Annotated in this window: 18 protein-coding genes; 9 read left to right on the forward strand and 9 right to left on the reverse strand. The window is 36.6% G+C overall.

What is annotated here, in order from left to right; genetic code table 11:
* Positions 1-5: 5 nt before the first annotated feature.
* Positions 6-971, reverse strand: a complete 966-nt coding sequence (locus ODR02_RS05265; RefSeq protein ID WP_309511775.1) for a GLPGLI family protein — start codon at positions 969-971, stop codon at positions 6-8.
* Between the two features lie 213 nt (positions 972-1,184).
* Here ODR02_RS05265 and ODR02_RS05270 point away from each other — a divergent pair, with 213 nt between their 5' ends.
* From ODR02_RS05270 to sufD, 4 genes are all read left to right on the forward strand, one after another.
* Entirely contained in the window at positions 1,185-1,514 is a 330-nt protein-coding gene (locus ODR02_RS05270; RefSeq protein ID WP_027372006.1) for a HesB/IscA family protein, read from the forward strand.
* A gap of 83 nt (positions 1,515-1,597) precedes the next feature.
* Entirely contained in the window at positions 1,598-3,046 is a 1,449-nt protein-coding gene (gene sufB / locus ODR02_RS05275) for a Fe-S cluster assembly protein SufB (protein ID WP_105683084.1), read from the forward strand.
* A gap of 237 nt (positions 3,047-3,283) precedes the next feature.
* Positions 3,284-4,027: a Fe-S cluster assembly ATPase SufC gene (gene sufC, locus ODR02_RS05280; protein ID WP_105683083.1), complete on the forward strand. Its 744-nt coding sequence runs from the start codon at positions 3,284-3,286 to the stop codon at positions 4,025-4,027.
* A 164-nt stretch (positions 4,028-4,191) separates the two neighbouring features.
* The gene (gene sufD, locus ODR02_RS05285; protein ID WP_209789230.1) at positions 4,192-5,499 is read left to right on the forward strand and encodes a Fe-S cluster assembly protein SufD; all 1,308 of its coding nucleotides are present in this window, start codon (positions 4,192-4,194) and stop codon (positions 5,497-5,499) included.
* A 76-nt stretch (positions 5,500-5,575) separates the two neighbouring features.
* Here sufD and ODR02_RS05290 read toward each other — a convergent pair whose 3' ends face one another.
* Together ODR02_RS05290 and ODR02_RS05295 are read right to left on the reverse strand one after the other, a co-directional pair.
* The gene (locus ODR02_RS05290) at positions 5,576-6,499 is read right to left on the reverse strand and encodes a DUF3078 domain-containing protein (protein WP_209786385.1); all 924 of its coding nucleotides are present in this window, start codon (positions 6,497-6,499) and stop codon (positions 5,576-5,578) included.
* Between the two features lie 227 nt (positions 6,500-6,726).
* Positions 6,727-7,653, reverse strand: a complete 927-nt coding sequence (locus ODR02_RS05295) for a DUF3078 domain-containing protein (protein ID WP_209786386.1) — start codon at positions 7,651-7,653, stop codon at positions 6,727-6,729.
* Between the two features lie 249 nt (positions 7,654-7,902).
* Here ODR02_RS05295 and ODR02_RS05300 point away from each other — a divergent pair, with 249 nt between their 5' ends.
* The 4 genes from ODR02_RS05300 (at position 7,903) to ODR02_RS05315 (ending at position 11,860) form a co-directional block, all read left to right on the forward strand.
* Positions 7,903-8,670: a rhomboid family intramembrane serine protease gene (locus ODR02_RS05300; protein WP_105683080.1), complete on the forward strand. Its 768-nt coding sequence runs from the start codon at positions 7,903-7,905 to the stop codon at positions 8,668-8,670.
* Between the two features lie 34 nt (positions 8,671-8,704).
* Complete coding sequence (dprA, locus tag ODR02_RS05305; protein WP_309511776.1) at positions 8,705-9,814, forward strand: DNA-processing protein DprA; 1,110 nt, start codon at positions 8,705-8,707, stop codon at positions 9,812-9,814.
* A 190-nt stretch (positions 9,815-10,004) separates the two neighbouring features.
* Positions 10,005-11,363, forward strand: a complete 1,359-nt coding sequence (gene gdhA / locus ODR02_RS05310; RefSeq protein ID WP_079243812.1) for an NADP-specific glutamate dehydrogenase — start codon at positions 10,005-10,007, stop codon at positions 11,361-11,363.
* A gap of 128 nt (positions 11,364-11,491) precedes the next feature.
* Positions 11,492-11,860 carry an iron chaperone gene (locus tag ODR02_RS05315; RefSeq protein WP_309511777.1) on the forward strand — a complete coding sequence of 123 codons (369 nt, stop codon included), beginning with the start codon at positions 11,492-11,494 and terminating at the stop codon, positions 11,858-11,860.
* Positions 11,861-11,904: 44 nt separating this feature from the next.
* Here the strand turns inward: ODR02_RS05315 and ODR02_RS05320 are convergent, their stop codons facing one another.
* The 4 genes from ODR02_RS05320 to ODR02_RS05335 form a co-directional block, all read right to left on the reverse strand.
* Complete coding sequence (locus tag ODR02_RS05320) at positions 11,905-12,204, reverse strand: hypothetical protein (protein ID WP_309511778.1); 300 nt, start codon at positions 12,202-12,204, stop codon at positions 11,905-11,907.
* Between the two features lie 215 nt (positions 12,205-12,419).
* Positions 12,420-12,908: a YkgJ family cysteine cluster protein gene (locus ODR02_RS05325; RefSeq protein ID WP_209786390.1), complete on the reverse strand. Its 489-nt coding sequence runs from the start codon at positions 12,906-12,908 to the stop codon at positions 12,420-12,422.
* The gene (locus tag ODR02_RS05330) at positions 12,909-13,880 is read right to left on the reverse strand and encodes an ion channel (protein ID WP_309511779.1); all 972 of its coding nucleotides are present in this window, start codon (positions 13,878-13,880) and stop codon (positions 12,909-12,911) included. It lies immediately after the preceding gene.
* A 247-nt stretch (positions 13,881-14,127) separates the two neighbouring features.
* Positions 14,128-15,120: a hypothetical protein gene (locus ODR02_RS05335; protein WP_309511780.1), complete on the reverse strand. Its 993-nt coding sequence runs from the start codon at positions 15,118-15,120 to the stop codon at positions 14,128-14,130.
* A 210-nt stretch (positions 15,121-15,330) separates the two neighbouring features.
* Between ODR02_RS05335 and ODR02_RS05340 the strand changes: the two genes are divergently transcribed.
* Positions 15,331-15,711 (forward strand): group III truncated hemoglobin, encoded by a 381-nt coding sequence (locus ODR02_RS05340; RefSeq protein WP_309511781.1) that lies wholly within the window; start codon positions 15,331-15,333, stop codon positions 15,709-15,711.
* A 79-nt stretch (positions 15,712-15,790) separates the two neighbouring features.
* On the opposite strand, the gene ODR02_RS05345 is transcribed toward ODR02_RS05340, so the two are convergent.
* Both ODR02_RS05345 and ODR02_RS05350 read right to left on the reverse strand, forming a co-directional pair.
* Complete coding sequence (locus tag ODR02_RS05345) at positions 15,791-16,861, reverse strand: calcium:proton antiporter (RefSeq protein WP_209786394.1); 1,071 nt, start codon at positions 16,859-16,861, stop codon at positions 15,791-15,793.
* A gap of 66 nt (positions 16,862-16,927) precedes the next feature.
* Positions 16,928-17,266, reverse strand: coding sequence for a DUF6122 family protein (locus ODR02_RS05350; RefSeq protein ID WP_309511782.1), 339 nt, complete (start codon positions 17,264-17,266; stop codon positions 16,928-16,930).
* Positions 17,267-17,283 lie beyond the last annotated feature (17 nt).

Genomic DNA, 17,283 nt, shown 5'->3' on the forward strand with positions numbered 1-17,283 from the left:
TTTATTTATTTTAATTCAATGGGGTTCTGGACTGTAGTTGTAGAATAAATTCCTGCAGATGGACTTTGTGATATTGGACCTCCTTGATTATCGCCTCCCATTCCGCCTCTGTGCATTCCGCCTCTGTGCATTCCGCCACCGCCATGACCACCTCTCATTCCTCCTCCATTCATACCACCGCCGCCCATTCCGCCACCATGTCTTCCACCTCCGAAATTCATATTTCCATCTCCATTATTCCCTGCCATTGCTTTTCTGTTTTTACCAAACTCCAGTTCCAGAGCAGCTTTATCCCCATGGAAGTTGGCTCTCGTACTTTGTTTGGCATCGGAGCTTACCTGTTCTTCAAAAGCATTTTTAATGATCATCTTTTTAGCAAGATCAAACTTATAATCTCCTTTATCATCTTCCAGTTTTACAATCAGTCCGGGTAATCCGGAGAATTTATAAGGTCCGTCAGAGAAGGGAATTTCTTTGGTAAACCATGCCGTCCACACTCTTCCTCCAAACTCAGCAACTGCTTTTTGAGCGGCATATCCATTTTGTTTTTCAACAATATTTGTTACGTCCCACTTTACAGGTCTGTCTTCCTGATAATAAATTTGTCTTCCGGCTGCCTTTTCATAATAATACACTTTTTGGTCGGGAATAGTCTTAGTAATAAAATATTCAAAAAAAGTAGGTTCGAAATTTTTCTTTCCGTCTATTTTTGAAAAATCTTTTTCCTCTTTTTTATGATTTTCTTTCATTTCTGATCTGACAACAGTAAAAAGAGAATCTCTTTTCAATTTATTTTCGCTGATAAATAAAGAATGATCTCCTTTAATATCGAGAAAAGTTCTTTCACTTTTCATGCTCACCAGATTGATTGAATCTGGATTTACAAGCGTTTCATAAACAAATCTTGTAGTCTGACCATAAGATACTATCGTGAAAAACAACACAAAAAAAGCGGCTACTTTTTGTTTCATTACCTATTTTCTTTATAGATCGAAAATATGATTCAAGGTTAAAATCCGGAATGAAATCTTCACATGATGAGAAGAAATTTATCTGTTTTTAACATAAATAGTTGCCTTGAAAATCCCTATTAATATCAGAATCATTAAAATAGATATCTTCGATTTGAGATTGCGGAAATTAGTTCGTATTTTTGCATCATTAAATCATTCTAAATAAATACAATGATAAAAGTATCAGACTATGCAAAGGAGAAAGCCATCCAGTTAATGACGGAAGATGGTTTTAACCCTGCTGAAGATTATATAAGAGTAGGGGTGAAAAGCGGCGGATGCTCTGGTTTAGAGTATGTTTTAAAGTTTGATAACCAAAAAACAGACACAGATCAGATTTTTGAAGATAATAACATCAAAATTATTATAGATAAAAAATCCATCCTTTATTTAGCGGGAACAACTCTTGAGTATTCAGGAGGATTGAACGGAAAAGGGTTTGTTTTTAACAACCCGAATGCATCCAGAACATGTGGGTGTGGGGAATCATTTAGTCTTTAGAGAAAAGACATTAGATCCTAGATTTCAGACCTCAGAGCCATTCTGAATTCTGAAATCTAACATCTGAAATCTAAAAAATTATAATGAGTAAATATACAGAAGACGATTTAAGAGTCGATCTAGAAAATAAAAAATATGAATTCGGTTGGGAAACGAAAATTGATTATGAAGATTTCCCGATCGGTTTAAATGAGGACATCGTTCGTGCCATCTCTGCTAAAAAAGAAGAGCCGGAATGGATGACTGAATGGCGTTTGGAATCTTTCAAAATCTGGCAGAAAATGGTAGAGCCTAACTGGGCTAATATCAAGTATGAAAAACCAGATTTTCAGGCAATCCGTTACTATGCTGCTCCTAAAGTAAAGCCTGAACTGGCAAGTCTTGACGAGGTAGATCCTGAATTATTAGCAACTTTTGCCAAATTAGGAATCAATATCGAAGAACAAAAAAGACTTTCTGGAGTTGCCGTAGATATCGTAATGGACTCAGTTTCTGTGAAAACCACTTTCCAGGATACATTGGCAGAAAAAGGAATTATTTTCTGTTCCATCTCTGAGGCTATTAAAAACCATCCTGATCTAGTAAGAAAATATCTTGGAAAAGTAGTTCCAAGAGGAGATAACTTTTATGCAGCTCTGAACTCCGCAGTATTCTCTGACGGAAGTTTCTGTTATATTCCAAAAGGCGTAAAATGCCCAATGGAGCTTTCCACTTATTTCCGTATCAATCAGGCAGGAACAGGACAGTTTGAAAGAACACTTCTTGTAGCGGATGAAGGAAGTTATGTTTCTTATCTTGAAGGTTGTACAGCACCCTCCAGAGATGAAAACCAGCTTCACGCAGCGGTTGTAGAGCTTATCGCTTTAGACAATGCTGAGATTAAATATTCAACGGTACAGAACTGGTATCCTGGTAATGAAGAAGGAAAAGGAGGTGTATTCAACTTTGTAACAAAAAGAGGGCTTTGCGAAAGAAATGCAAAAATCTCATGGACTCAGGTAGAAACAGGTTCTGCAGTAACATGGAAATATCCGTCTTGTATCCTTAAAGGAGACAACTCTATCGGAGAATTCTACTCTATTGCAGTAACCAATAACCACCAGTATGCAGATACAGGAACAAAAATGATCCACATTGGAAAGAATACCAAATCAACGATTATTTCTAAAGGTATTTCTGCCGGAAAATCTCAAAACTCATACAGAGGACAGGTGAAAGTAATGCCTTCTGCAAAAGGGGCAAGAAACTTCTCACAGTGCGACTCTTTATTGATGGGTAATGAATGTGGTGCCCATACTTTCCCTTATATCGAAATCAAGGATCCAACGGCTCAGTTAGAGCACGAGGCAACGACTTCAAAAATTGGGGAAGACCAGATTTTCTATTGCAACCAAAGAGGTATTGATACTGAAAGAGCAATTGCTTTGATCGTCAATGGTTTCAGTAAAGAAGTTTTAAATAAACTTCCGATGGAATTTGCTATTGAAGCTCAGAAATTACTGGAAATTTCATTAGAAGGTTCTGTGGGATAATCCTCCAAAAAGAATCTATCAGATAAAAGTTCACTGATTAATGGCAAGGTTTTCAGTGTTTTTATCAGATTAAAACCGTTATTCGGGAATATAAGTTGTAATCTTCAGTGAAGATTATTACAAAACATAAAATATAGAAAGCTTCTATCCGTCTATTGAGGAAATATTCAATATAAAGACAATGTGTATTAACAGAAGAGAAGCTCACACAATTATAAAAAGAAAAAGTTAGCAAGAATGTTACAAATTAAAGACCTTCACGCCAAAATTGAAGATGGCGCAGAAATATTAAAAGGTATTAATCTTGAGATAAAGCCAGGCGAAGTTCACGCTATTATGGGCCCAAACGGAGCTGGTAAGTCTACCCTTTCTTCTGTAATCGCAGGAAAAGAAGATTACGAAGTAACTGGTGGAGAGATCCTTTTCCAGGGAGAAGACATCAGCGAAGACGCTCCTGAAGATAGAGCTCACAAAGGAATCTTCCTTTCTTTCCAGTATCCAGTGGAAATTCCGGGAGTTTCTGTAACGAACTTTATCAAAGCTGCTTTAAATGAAACAAGAAAAGCAAACGGACTGGAAGAAATGCCGGCAAAAGAAATGCTTGCATTAATCCGCGAGAAGTCTGAAAAACTAGGGATCAAAAAAGATTTCCTTTCAAGATCATTAAACGAGGGATTCTCAGGAGGTGAAAAGAAAAGAAATGAGATCTTCCAGATGATGATGCTTAATCCTAAATTGGCTATTCTTGATGAAACAGATTCAGGATTGGATATTGATGCATTAAGAATTGTGGCAGATGGAGTAAACCACTTTAAAAATGAAGGAAATGCAGTTCTTTTGATTACGCACTATCAGAGATTGCTTAACTATATTCAGCCTGACTTCGTTCACGTTTTAGCAGATGGAAAAATCATCAAAACAGGTGATAAATCTTTAGCATTAGAACTTGAAGAAAAGGGTTACGACTGGCTTCTTAACTAAGAAGAAAATGTATTATTTCAGAGATTAAAATTTTCACAATCATTCGTGAAATGGAGTAAATAAAGAATCTCTATTATTAAAAATTGGATTCCCTGTTCCTCGGAATAGCAATATTTTAGTTCAAAAAAAAAGAAAAAATGGTGCAAACCACAGATATACCAGTAATGGCATTAAAAGAACAGATTATAGAGAACCATAATGAATTTTTGGAGAGTCTTCGTCACAGATTTCTGGATGATGAAAGAAAAGAGGCTCTTCAGAGATTTGCAAATCTTGGTTTTCCGACAAAAAAAGACGAAGAATATAAATATACCAATCTAAAGGAGATCACGGAAAAAAGCTACAACTTCTTCCCGAAAGAGAGCCACAATATCACTAAAGAGCAGTTTGATGAACTGCACCTTGGAGAGGAAAATTTTGATTGGATTGTTTTTGTAAACGGTAAGCTTCACAAGGAGCTTTCAAAAGTTTCTATTGAAAATGTAGAGTTTCTTTCATTCAACTATGCATTGAATGATGAGAAGCACAAAGAGGTTTTTGAAAAATATTTCAATACCATTGCTTCAAAGGAACAAGCGTTTACCAACTTAAACCTTGCTTACTGCAAATATGGTTTCTTCCTTAAGGTTCCTAAAAATGTAGTGATTGAAAAACCAATCCACGTTTTTTATATTTCTCAGAATCAGGAGGAGAACACATTCTACAATACAAGAAACCTTTTGATTGTAGAAGAAGGAGCAAAAGTAGAAGTGATTGAAAGCCACCATAATTTTGACAGCACGTATGTATTGACCAACTCTGTAACGGAGATCTTTACCTATCCTAATGCAAAAGCAGACTGGCACAAACTTCAAAATGATAATAATACAGCCTATTTTATCGACAATACTTTCGCAAGACAGGAGAAAGACAGCTTAACCACTGTAAATACATTCTCTTTCGGAGGTAAACTGGTAAGAAACAACCTTGATTTTATTCATAATGGATCTAATATCAATTCATTCATGAACGGAATCACCATTATCGGAAAAGATCAGTTGGTAGACCACCATACGGCCGTTCACCATAACTTCCCGAACTGTGAAAGCTACCAGAACTATAAAGGAATCTTTGATGGCAATGCCCACGGAGTTTTCAACGGAAAAGTTTTTGTTGACAAAATAGCTCAGAAAACAAACGCTTATCAGCAAAACAACAACGTATTGCTAAGTGAAGGCGCAAGTATTGATACTAAACCTCAGTTAGAGATCTTTGCTGATGATGTAAAATGTTCTCACGGATGTACAGTAGGCCAGTTGAATGAAGATGCTTTATTCTACCTGAGAGCGAGAGGAATTTCTAAAAAAGAAGCACAGGCATTACTTTTATATGCTTTTGCTAATGATGCAATGCAAAACATTGATATAGAACCTCTAAAAGAAAAAATTTCAAAGTTATTGGCTGAGAAATTAGGAGTTGATATAGAATTCTAAGACTTATATATATTGATAAACAAAAGCACTTCATTTTGAAGTGCTTTTTTATTGTACTGCAGATGGTATGTCTGTCTTATTTTTTCAGCCAGCTTTGGTTATCCTTATTTTCCGAACGCTTCTTACCATTATCAAAATTGTAAGCCAAACCTACGCCTAATGTCTGTTTCAACTGTGTTTTCCATATCTGATTATGGTCATACAGCAGATCAAGAGTAACATTCGTAGAAATATATTTATTGATTTTCATGCTTAAAACACCGCTATATCCCAAAACAAGTCTGTCTGGATGGTCAAGATAGTTGGAAAATACAGACGCTGTATTTAACAGGCTGATGTTTTCCATAATTTTCAGCTTATACATAGCTGTTCCTAAGAAACCGAATTGGAAAAGAGAAGAATCACCGTCATTTTTAAGACCATAAGTTCCTGCTTTCTGAAGATCTTTATCTAATACAAAAGTCCATCTTGCATTTGCCGGACGTAAAGTCACCGTAAAATTATCATTGGGACGGTAAGTAACCCCTGCTCCTACACTCACATACCCGGGAGCCATAAAATTGGAAATCTTCTTAGCATCGGGATTGTTTCCGTCTTCATATCCCGGAGCGAACTGAGTTTGTAAACCTGCACCTGCAGACAAATACCAATGCTTGGCAAATTCTCTACCATAGTTTGTAGAAAGGTTAATAACATCCTGCGTTTTTCTTACTCCTGTTCCCTGCGTATTGTTTTGCCCATAACCCAGAATAACAATGTTTTCCCAAAGATTTTTTCCTTTTTCATAAGTCAGGTTATAATTCACTCCGGCAAGCCATCCTACGTTGTTAGCTCCACCACCTACCCAGTTTGAAAAGGCAGCCTGATTAAGCATTAATGTATTTTGTCCCTGAATAGACCAGGCTTTAACAGTATCTGCTGCCGGAGCTTCCGTTTTAGTCTCCTGAGCCAATGCTACAGCCCCAAAAGTGATAGAACTGATCAATAAAAGTTTTTTCATAATGACGATTTACTACAAATGTATAAATAATAATCTAGGCCTTTATAAAATTCACTTTAAAATGAATTTAACACCATTAAAAACAACGCAGTAATACCATGAAAATCATCACATTAAACAACACTCCAGCAACCCGCAAACTTAAGTCAACTTAAAATTATAGTATTTTAAAAACAAAAAAACACTTCATTCCGGAAGTGCTTTTTATTGAAATATCGTATTCTTTATTATTTTTTAATCCACCACTGACTGTCTTTGCGGTCGGAACGTTTTACCCCATTCTCCAAAGTATAGGCGAACCCGATTCCAAGAGTTTGCTTCAGCTGTGTTTTTTCTATCTGATTATGATCGTAAAGTAAATCTACTGTCACATTGGATGAAATATATTTGTTTACTTTCAGGTTTAGTAAAGCTCCATACGCCAGAACCAATCTGTCCGGGCGGTCAAGGTAATTCGAGAAGACAGATGCTGTATTGGTTAAGTAAATATCTTCCATTATTTTCAGTTTATAAATTGCCGTACCCAGAAAACCAAATTGTAATAAAGAAGTATCTCCGTCACTTTTCAGACCATAACTTCCTGCTGTCTGGAGATCTTTATCCAATACAAAAGTCCATCTGGCGTTGGTAGGACGTAAAGTTACCGTAAGATCATCATTAGGTCTGTACGTGATACCCATCCCGACGTTCAGGTAACCTGGTGCCATAAAATTTGAGATTTTCTTTGCTTCAGGATTATTCCCATCTTCGTAACCTGCCGCAAACTGCGACTGCAAACCGGCTCCTAAAGAGAAATACCAGCTTTTCGAAAATTTCCGCCCATAATTGGTAGAAATATTGATCACATCCTGTGTCTTTCTTATTCCTAATCCTTTCGTATCATTCTGTCCATAGCCCAGTATAATAATATTCTCCCAAAGGTCTTTGTCTTTTTCATAGGTCACATTGTAATTGATCCCGGCAAGCCATCCTACGTTGTTGGCTCCACCTCCTACCCAGTTTGAAAAGGCCGCCTGGTTGATCATTAAAGTATTTTTTCCTAATACTGACCAGTATTTCACGGTGTCTACTACTACGGAATCTTTTTTCAATTCTTCTTGTGCACTTGCATATATTCCTATAAAACAGGAAAGAATCAATAAAAACTTCTTCATTACTCTAAATAATTTTCCATACAAAAGTATTAATATAATTTTTTTTCAGGATAAATTCAGCCGTAAAGAATCGAATTTCCTCAAAGCTGAATCAATCACAATAAGATATTTCTATAAAATCAATGCCAAAATAATAAGTTTGAAAATAAAATTTGATACCTTTTGTCTTAAAATCAGGTGAGTAAGAATTGATTCATCGCCAAATTTTCCGAAATTTATCATTGGCTTTTGATTTGACGTAAAATCCACATGTTCAAAAATGTAATTTCCAAAAGAGCGATTATATACCCGTTGCTGATGCTATCTGCGATGTGGTTCGGGTACTTTTTACAAACGCAGGGCTTTTTCCAAAGCTGTTTTGGAGCCATTATCCCATTGCTGCCTGAGGGTTTGCTTGGGGTGGTAACCTCTCCTCTTTTACATGGAAATATAGATCATATCATAGGAAATTCTATCCCTATTGCAGCACTGATGTTTTTACTTTATCAGTTTTATCCTTTAGTGGCCAACAAGGTTTTTATTATCGGATGGCTGGCAACGGGGCTTTTGGTATGGCTGCTTCCTCCTATTGACATTCTTACTGGTGATTATATGTATACCTGTACCATTGGAGCCAGTGGTGTAGTGTATGTGCTTGCCTTCTTCCTCTTCTTTAGCGGTGTCTTCAAGTGGAATACAAAACTTCTCACAATTTCAATGCTTGTTGTTCTGTATTATGGCAGTTTGGTGTGGGGAATGCTTCCCGAAGAACTGTTCTATAATATGCAGGAACCGAGTAAAATCTCATGGCAGGCGCATCTTTCCGGAGCTGTAGTAGGCAGTATCATTGCCTTTGCTTTCAAAAATGTTGGAGAAAAGAAGAAAAAATTCATCTGGGAATTCCCCAATTATTACAACGAAAAAGATGATAAATTGTGGCAGGAATACAAAGAAAATCACCCGGAAGATTTTATGGAACTTCCCTATAAGAAAAAAGATGATATCTGGGATCATTTGGAGGAATTAAGGAAAAGATAATACTTATTTCATTACATTTGGGAAAAAAACACACATGATTTCCGAAGAACATCTCTATGCAATCGCCCTCCGCGAATGCAGCCATATTGGCGACATTCATTTTCATAAATTGGTCCGAACTTTTGGCAGTGCTCAGGAAGCCTGGAAAAGAGCCAGAAATGAGTATAAAAAACTGGAAGGGATAGGACAAAAAACAGTTTCAGACATTGGAAATAAATCTCATTTGAAATTCGCAGAAGAAGAATTAAATTTTTGCGAAAAAAATAATATCCGGATCAGGCTAAAACATCTTAAAGAAACACCTTTCCTCCTTAATGAATGTAATGATGCCCCAGCTATTCTTTACCAAAAAGGAAGTATGGATGATACCCAGCCAAGAGTAAGTATTGTAGGAACCCGAAATATGACATCTTATGGAAAGCAGTTCATTCAGGACTTCTTCGAAGCAACACAATCTTCAGGATATACATCGATAAGCGGTCTGGCTCTGGGTATCGATAAAGAAGTTCATGAACAGTCTATTCGTCACCAAAAACCTACTGTAGCTGTTCTTGCTCATGGTTTCCAGCATTTATATCCCGGAAAAAACAGAAAGCTCTCTGAGAAAATTTTGCAGGAAGGAGGCGCATTAATAACAGAGTTCAGCTCCGGCAGAAAACCTGACCGGGAAAACTTCATCCAGAGAAACCGAATTGTAGCAGGACTATCTCCGGCAACGATTGTAGTAGAAACCGGTTTTGGAGGAGGCTCGGTAAGTACAGCAGCATTTGCCAATGATTACAACCGTGATGTCTTTGCACTGCCCGGAAAGATTACAGACCCTTGCAGCCAAGGCTGTAACCAGCTGATTTTCCATAATAAAGCAACTGCAATTTCAACGATCAAAGATCTTATCAATATACTTGGATTTAATGATCCAAAAGAAAAAATGGAAGAGTTATTTCCTCATCACGAGATTACCATACAATTAACTGACAATCAATATTTAATATATCAGTCAATTAAAGACTATCCACAGATTTCTTTAGATGATCTTTCACAGAAGATTGATCTCTCTACTCACAAAATCTTACCAATAATTTTGGAATTGGAACTTTTAGGGAAAGTAAAATCATTTTCCGGGAGGCAATTTATCGCAATTTAAGATTTAACGATTTCTTAATACTGCATTATTTCACACATAACATTTCATTTTTAATAAATTTTAAACATAAATTATCAATTTAATAATATTACGAAACATTATTATTTAATTTTTAACAATGTTAAAATATAGTGTTGTGAATCTTGAAAAAAAAATTAAATTTGTTGACAATAATATTCAACCTTAATATATGGAACAATATAATATTGACCAGAAAATCCAAGAGTTTATTGCAAAAATTGAAGCAAAAAATCCTAACGAACCGGAATTCTTACAGGCTGTAAAAGAAGTTGCCGTAACCGTAATTCCATTCATTGCTACTAAAAAAGAATATACCGGAATGAAGCTGCTTGAAAGAATGGCTGAAGCTGAAAGAATTATTATTTTCAGAGTTCCATGGGTTGATGATAAAGGAGAGATTCAGGTTAACAGAGGTTTCAGAATCCAAATGAACTCTGCTATTGGACCATATAAAGGAGGAATCCGTTTCCATCCTACAGTAAACTTATCTGTTCTTAAGTTCTTAGCTTTCGAACAGGTATTTAAAAACTCTTTGACAACTCTTCCAATGGGAGGTGGTAAAGGAGGTTCAGATTTCGATCCACAAGGAAAATCTGATATGGAAGTAATGCGTTTCTGCCAGGCTTTCATGACAGAATTATGCAAGCACATCGGTCCTGAAACAGACGTACCTGCAGGAGATATCGGTGTTGGAGCAAGAGAAATCGGATATTTATTCGGACAGTACAAGAAAATCAGAAACGAGTTTACAGGAGTTCTTACAGGAAAAGGTCTTGCTTACGGAGGTTCATTAATCCGTCCTGAAGCTACAGGATATGGTGTAGTGTACTTCGCAGAGCAAATGCTTAAAACTATCGGACAGAATTTCCAGGATAAAATAGTAACTGTATCAGGTTTCGGAAACGTAGCTTGGGGAGTTATCAAAAAAGCGACTGAGCTAGGCGCTAAAGTTGTAACCATCTCTGGTCCTGACGGATATATCTATGATAAAGACGGTATCAGCGGAGAAAAGATCGATTATTTATTAGAACTTAGATCTTCAGGAAACAACAGAGCGGAAGACTATGCTAAAAAATATCCATCTGCTGAGTTCCATGCAGGAAAACGTCCTTGGGATGTGAAGTGTGATGTTGCCTTCCCTTCTGCAACTCAAAACGAATTAGATTTAGATGACGCAAGAAAATTAGTTGAAAACGGATGTGTTTGTGTAACTGAAGCAGCTAACATGCCTTCTACACTAGACGCCATCAACTATTTCTTAGACAATAAAGTATTATTCTCTCCTGGTAAGGCTTCCAACGCTGGAGGTGTTGCTACATCAGGATTAGAAATGACTCAGAACTCTATCCGTCTTAACTGGACTTCTGAAGAAGTTGATGCAAGATTAAAGGAAATCATGATTGGTATTCACAAAGCTTGTAGAGACTATGGAAAAGATGAAGACGGTTATGTAAACTACGTAAAAGGTGCCAATATTGCCGGCTTCGTAAAAGTAGCAGAAGCAATGTTAGCTCAAGGAGTTGTGTAACAAAAAAACAAAGGTTGGGAAAAGTCCCGACCTTTTTTGATATAGCCTGTTCCCGGGATAATGGGAAAAAAGTAAAAAGTGAAAGGAGAAAGCGCAGCTATATGCCGCGCTTTTTTTATTTTTATGTAATGATAAACACCTTTAAGAATATTGATGAGTATATTCTTCTGTTCCCGATAGAAGTACAGGAAAAACTGCTTGAGCTCAGAAAAGCAATTCATTTACAGGTTCATGATCTGGAAGAATACATAGGATATCAGATGCCGGCTTTCAGGTATAAAGGAAAACCCTTAGTTTATTTTGCAGGGTACAAAAAGCATATTGGGTTCTATCCCGGAGCGGAAGGTATTTCTAATTTTGAGAAAGATTTTGAGGAAAGAAAATATAAATTTTCTAAAGGAGCAGTTCAACTTCCTATTGATGAAAATCTTCCGCTGGATCTTGTCCGTAAAATAGTCCAATTCAAAGTGGCAGAAATTGAACAAAAAAAATCCTGAAATATAAAATTTCAGGATTCCGACTAGTGTTTGCTAAAGTGCTTTTACTTTTTCTTTTTCTTGTCTTTCTTTTCCTCTTTAGGGGCATCGGCTGGCTTAGTAGCATCCGTAGGGGTTGTACTTACTGATGGATCAGTTGCCGGAGCAGTCTCCATAGTAGTTGCAGGCGATTTTTCCTGTTGAGTCTTTGGATCCGAAGGACTTGTAGTCTGTGTATTCGGTTGGGTTTGAGTTGTCGCTGGATTATTAGTAGAAGTATCGGCTGGCTTTTGTGGTGTTGATTGTGCTGATACTGCGATTACTCCGACTAATGTAAGCGCTGCCGTTAAAAATAACTTTTTCATAATGTAATATTTAAATGATTGTTTAACTTAAACGAGGCATCATTTATAAAATTATGCGTATGTATCTTATTTAACGTACTTTATAATTATTTAAGAGGAATTTGCAAAATAAGTCCGGTTAATTTGGCGGGAAGATTGAAGCTGGAGGCTGGAAGTTTATTTCAGTAAAAATATTAACTGAGGCAGTTTATTATCAAAGCTTCTATCTTTGAAATCTACTTCGTTATATTCTTCATCATTTTTTCTACGAATTCAAATGCAGCCGGGCAGATTACTGTATTTTTCAGCATCAAATTATTAATCTGATAGATCTTCTTACGGTCCGTATGAGGGTATTCCCGACAGGCTTTCGGCCTTACCTCATAGATAGAACAGGTATTATCATTATTCAGGAAAAAACAGGGAAGATTTTGCAATACTTTATCATTGTCTTCGTCTACTCTTAAAAACCTGGCTTCAAAATCTGCAGACTTCATTCGGAGATGTTTGGAAATTCTCTCAATATCTTTTTCGGTGTAAAGAGGACCGGTTGTTTTGCAGCAATTGGCACATTGTAAGCAGTCTATTTCCTCAAAAACTTCATCATGGGTTTCCTGTACTATATAATCAAGATTCTTGGGCGGTTTTTTCTTTAATCCGTCCAGAAATTTCTTGTGTTCTTTCTGCTTTTGTATAGCCTGTTTTTTATAAAAATCTAAATTCATTTATTCTTTATTTGCCACTAAGTCCGGAAGTTTTTCTTTTTTATATTCATTGATTTTATCCAGATCCAGCACTGTTGAGAGATTTTCTTTGTTAGGATAATACATCGGGACAAATTTCGCTCCATATATAATTTCTCCTGTCGTATATGAAGACCTCTGAACCACGGTATTTGAAAATACTTCATCAAATGCACGAACCTGTATAATAAGTTCAATATCTGTGTTTTTAAAATCCTCTTCAGAAAAACCATAAAACGGAGAGTTTTCATCAATTTTATGGACCACAGTCCAGTTGAGTGCTAATGTATTAATCTTACTCATCTGTGTATTAAGCCTGTAAAAATTACTTTTGGCGATTCCGTTTTCTATCACCTCAATGGCTGCAGATACAATAACATCTGCATCCGTCAATGCATTGTTTTTGTAAGGAGCAAGCCTGAACATTAATGCTGAAGATTCCTGAAAAGGAGCAATTACTGCAATATCAGAAAATCTAAGGTATGCCCGCGGTCTTGAAAATCTTCCGTAAAAAAGACCCGTTGCAATGGCAAAGGTAAGCAATCCCAGAAAAGCTTCAAAAGTAGCCACGAGACTTGCCAAAAAACCTACCGGCGCTATTCTCCCATATCCAACAGTGGTAAAAGTCTGAGAACTGAAGAAAAACACATCGATAAACTCATTTAACGGATCACTCTTGTCTATTCCCGTAAGATGCTCTACTCCAATCAGGTAATAGATCATGGCAAATACAAGATTAATGAGGATATAAGCGATAACCAAATAAGAAATAAAGCGAAATGAAGACAAATTCAGCATGGTATGATACCAGCTCAATCTGTTGAAAACATTTACCCCTGTTCTCTTAACGTTCGGGAGACCGTCTTTATTGATGAACCTCCCGGATGCATTAGTTCCGAAACCACTGTTTTCCGCATTTTTCTGACGGATCTTTTTTCTGAATCCTCCTGTCATTTTTTAATCATTTTAACGATCTTATATTATGATTCTATTCTAGCAATAAGCCGGTTACTGCTCAGCCCTACCCTTCAACATATCAATATTTAAAAAACAAAGTTAAGAATAGAATCTATTAAGACACCTATGCTTTTCAGGAATCATCACAGATTACTTTCCCATGGGTCTTTAAGGAACTTTTACTCAAACAAAACAGCAGAAATTCTGAATTTCTGCTGTTCTACAATCTTTTTTAAAGGTGTTTTTATATCTTCTGCGCAGGTGATTCCATAACAGTAACACTTACATTGCTTACAGATTTTACAATCCCCGACTCTCCGTGTATATTGGAAAGAAAATCAGGGAAGTTTTCAATAGGAAAAGCCCAATAATAATGTCCATCTGCCGGAGAAGGAAAGTTGGCCTGTAATCTTCCGGTCAATTTCATAGGTACAAAGTATTCAACAGAAGACCCTTTTAATTTCGTCAGAATAGAAATACTTTTTTTAGAGTGAGCCGGTACGATAGTCTTATAGCTGCTGGTCTCGGTAATTTCTTCAGAAGTTTCTGTGCCTTCCGTTGTATCTCCTCCTACAACAACTTTTGTGCTGGCAGAAGCTTTTGCCACTAACGGAATATCAACAGATACGGATGCTGCCACTTCAAATGAGCCTGAGACAGTGCGCTTCCAGGAAGTAGAATATCCCTTTTTATAGGAATAGGTTACTGTAATTTCACTTTCTCTATCTCCATTATTAATGGCCTCCGTGGTATAGGAATTATCCGGTAAATCTACTCCGTCTGTTTTTATGTTTACCTCAGGTGTTCCTAAAACAATGGAAACATTAGGATTAGGAGCCGTATTCCGGACATCTCCGTCTACAGAAAGATCAGGATTAAATATAATTCCATCCGGAACCTGACCAGCGTAGGCAAAAACATTTTTCAATCTCGTTCTTTCTCCGGAAAAACTAACATCATATCCCATATCTTTCAGGTGATTTGGTTTGAAAGGAATTTCACGCTCTTCATGGGTAGAAGTATAGTTTATCCCCTGATTATTATTGCCTGGCAATTTAAACTCATCTACAACTTTCCAGCCTTTCTGAAGCATCTCTGCCTGTGTTAAATGTGCACGCTTTGTATCAGCATAATTTATTTTTTCCGGATCATCATTCATAGAACTCACTTCATCCCTTGAACATGATACTGAAAATGCTAATAAAAGAATCAAAACAGAATTGATTTTTTTATTCATTTTAATAATTTTTTAGTGTTTAATAATTAAATTTACAAAAATCATATTCTTTCAAGGCGTTTTTTTGTGAATTAATCAAATTTTAATGTTTCCTAATTTTTCATTTTACGGTTGTATGTTTTGGCGGGATGGGTTGTAAAATACTGTTTATATGAAATTTATCAATTTACCGATTGGAATCCTTTACACAAATTACCCTAAATTTGGGCTATGAAAAAGCTTGAATCACGAGAAGATATTGAACATCTTGTCAACGCATTTTATGCCAAAGTAGTTAAGGATGAGACTATAGGGCTCTTTTTTAATGATATTGCTAAAGTAGACTGGGATCAGCATCTTCCTAAAATGTACTCTTTCTGGGAATCTATCCTTTTTGGACAGATGACGTATAAAGGAAACCCGATGGGTGTACACTTCCCAATTAATGAAATACAGGCTATGGAACAGAAACACTTTGACCAATGGCTGCTGCTTTGGCGTACCACTATTGAAGAAAATTTCGTAGGAGAAAATGCAGATATGGCTATTTATAAATCTGAGAATATAGCAAAACTCATGGCTTTCAAGATGGAATTAGCGAGAAGACTGTAGTGAGTTACACGATTCGGGATGCGAGGTTCGTGTTATGAAATTCTGGCTATGGAGTTTACACTAGGCTTTTACTTCTTATTTAAGGAACGATTACCGTAAAGATATAGGCCGCCAGATTCACTAATAAAACTGTTCCATAGAGGACATTTGTTTTTCCACGGCTCAAAGAAAGCATTACGATAAATACCGATAAAGAAAGCAGGATTATGTCTTTTTTGTCCAGGCCTAATACCAGTGGAATATCATACATAATACACACTGCTGAAACTGCGGGAATGGTAAGACCAATACTTGCCAATGCAGATCCTAATGCCAGATTTAAACTGGACTGTATCTGATTGGCTCTTGCGGCACGAATTGCGGCTACCCCTTCAGGAAGAAGAACCACAGCGGCAATAATTACCCCTACCAGAGATTTTGGAGCTCCAAGGCTTTGTACCATTCCTTCTATCGTATCAGAAAGTCCTTTTGCCATCAGTACAACAATGACAAGGCAAACGACCAAAAATCCAAAGCTTACAAGAGTCTTTGTTAATGAAGGAATATAATGTTCTTCCGGATGCTCGTCAGGAACGATAAAATAACTTCTGTGCCTTACCGTCTGTACCATCAGAAAAATACCGTAGATGACAAGACATGCTATTGATATAAAAATAAGCTGTGCTTCGTTATAGAAAGGGCCATTCACACTGGAAGTAAAATTAGGCAGAACAAGAGTAAGTACAAGAATGGAAACAATACTTACCAGATAAGTAGTTGCAGAGGTTCTTGCGAAAAACTGCTCATGGTATTTAACGCCGCCTACTAAAATACATATTCCCAGAATTCCGTTAAGAATAAGCATTACAGCAGCAAAAACGGTATCTCTGGCCAGCGTGATCGCCTGATCTCCGCCGGCTACCATCAGCGAGATGATCAACGCAACTTCAATAATGGTGATACAAAGAGCCAGAATAATTGTTCCGAAAGGTTCTCCTACTTTATGAGCGACTACTTCAGCATGATGTACTGCTGATAGAACACTTCCGATCAATAAAATACCGGCAAGGATATCATAAAGAACACCACTTCCCATTAAACCGGAAAAGTAGTATCCTACTGCCAGAATAGGAAAAATATAGGTGTATTGTAAAAATTCTTTAGGTCTCATAAAGTGACTACAAAATACAAAAAATCTATAGAAATTTCAATATCAAAAGAAAATATTAATAATATTTTAATGAGGCCAAAAGTTAAAGTCCTGATAATCTGTGAACATATGAAACAGAAGCCCAATTGCTATAATCCTTATATTTCCTTTAAAGAACAGCAGCAAAAAATACACCGCAATGGCATAATATGAATGTAAAAAGTGAAATCCTATACTTCCTCTTGAAGGATCAAAAATGGGATGAGCAAAAAGATGGTCCAGATCTACCAGCATCGTAGCCAGAAGAATAAAATATGCCTTTTTCCAATTTTTACGATAAAAAATCAATGCAATAAAGGCCGGAAAAACAAGATGCAGAAAATAATGAGTACATGTTTTGAGCAATGCGATATCTGATGGAGCCATTAATAGATCATTTTAGG

Origin of the sequence: Chryseobacterium sp. CFS2, assembly GCF_036543225.1 — a bacterium.
In the GTDB taxonomy this organism is placed as follows: Bacteria; Bacteroidota; Bacteroidia; order Flavobacteriales; family Weeksellaceae; genus Chryseobacterium; species Chryseobacterium culicis_A.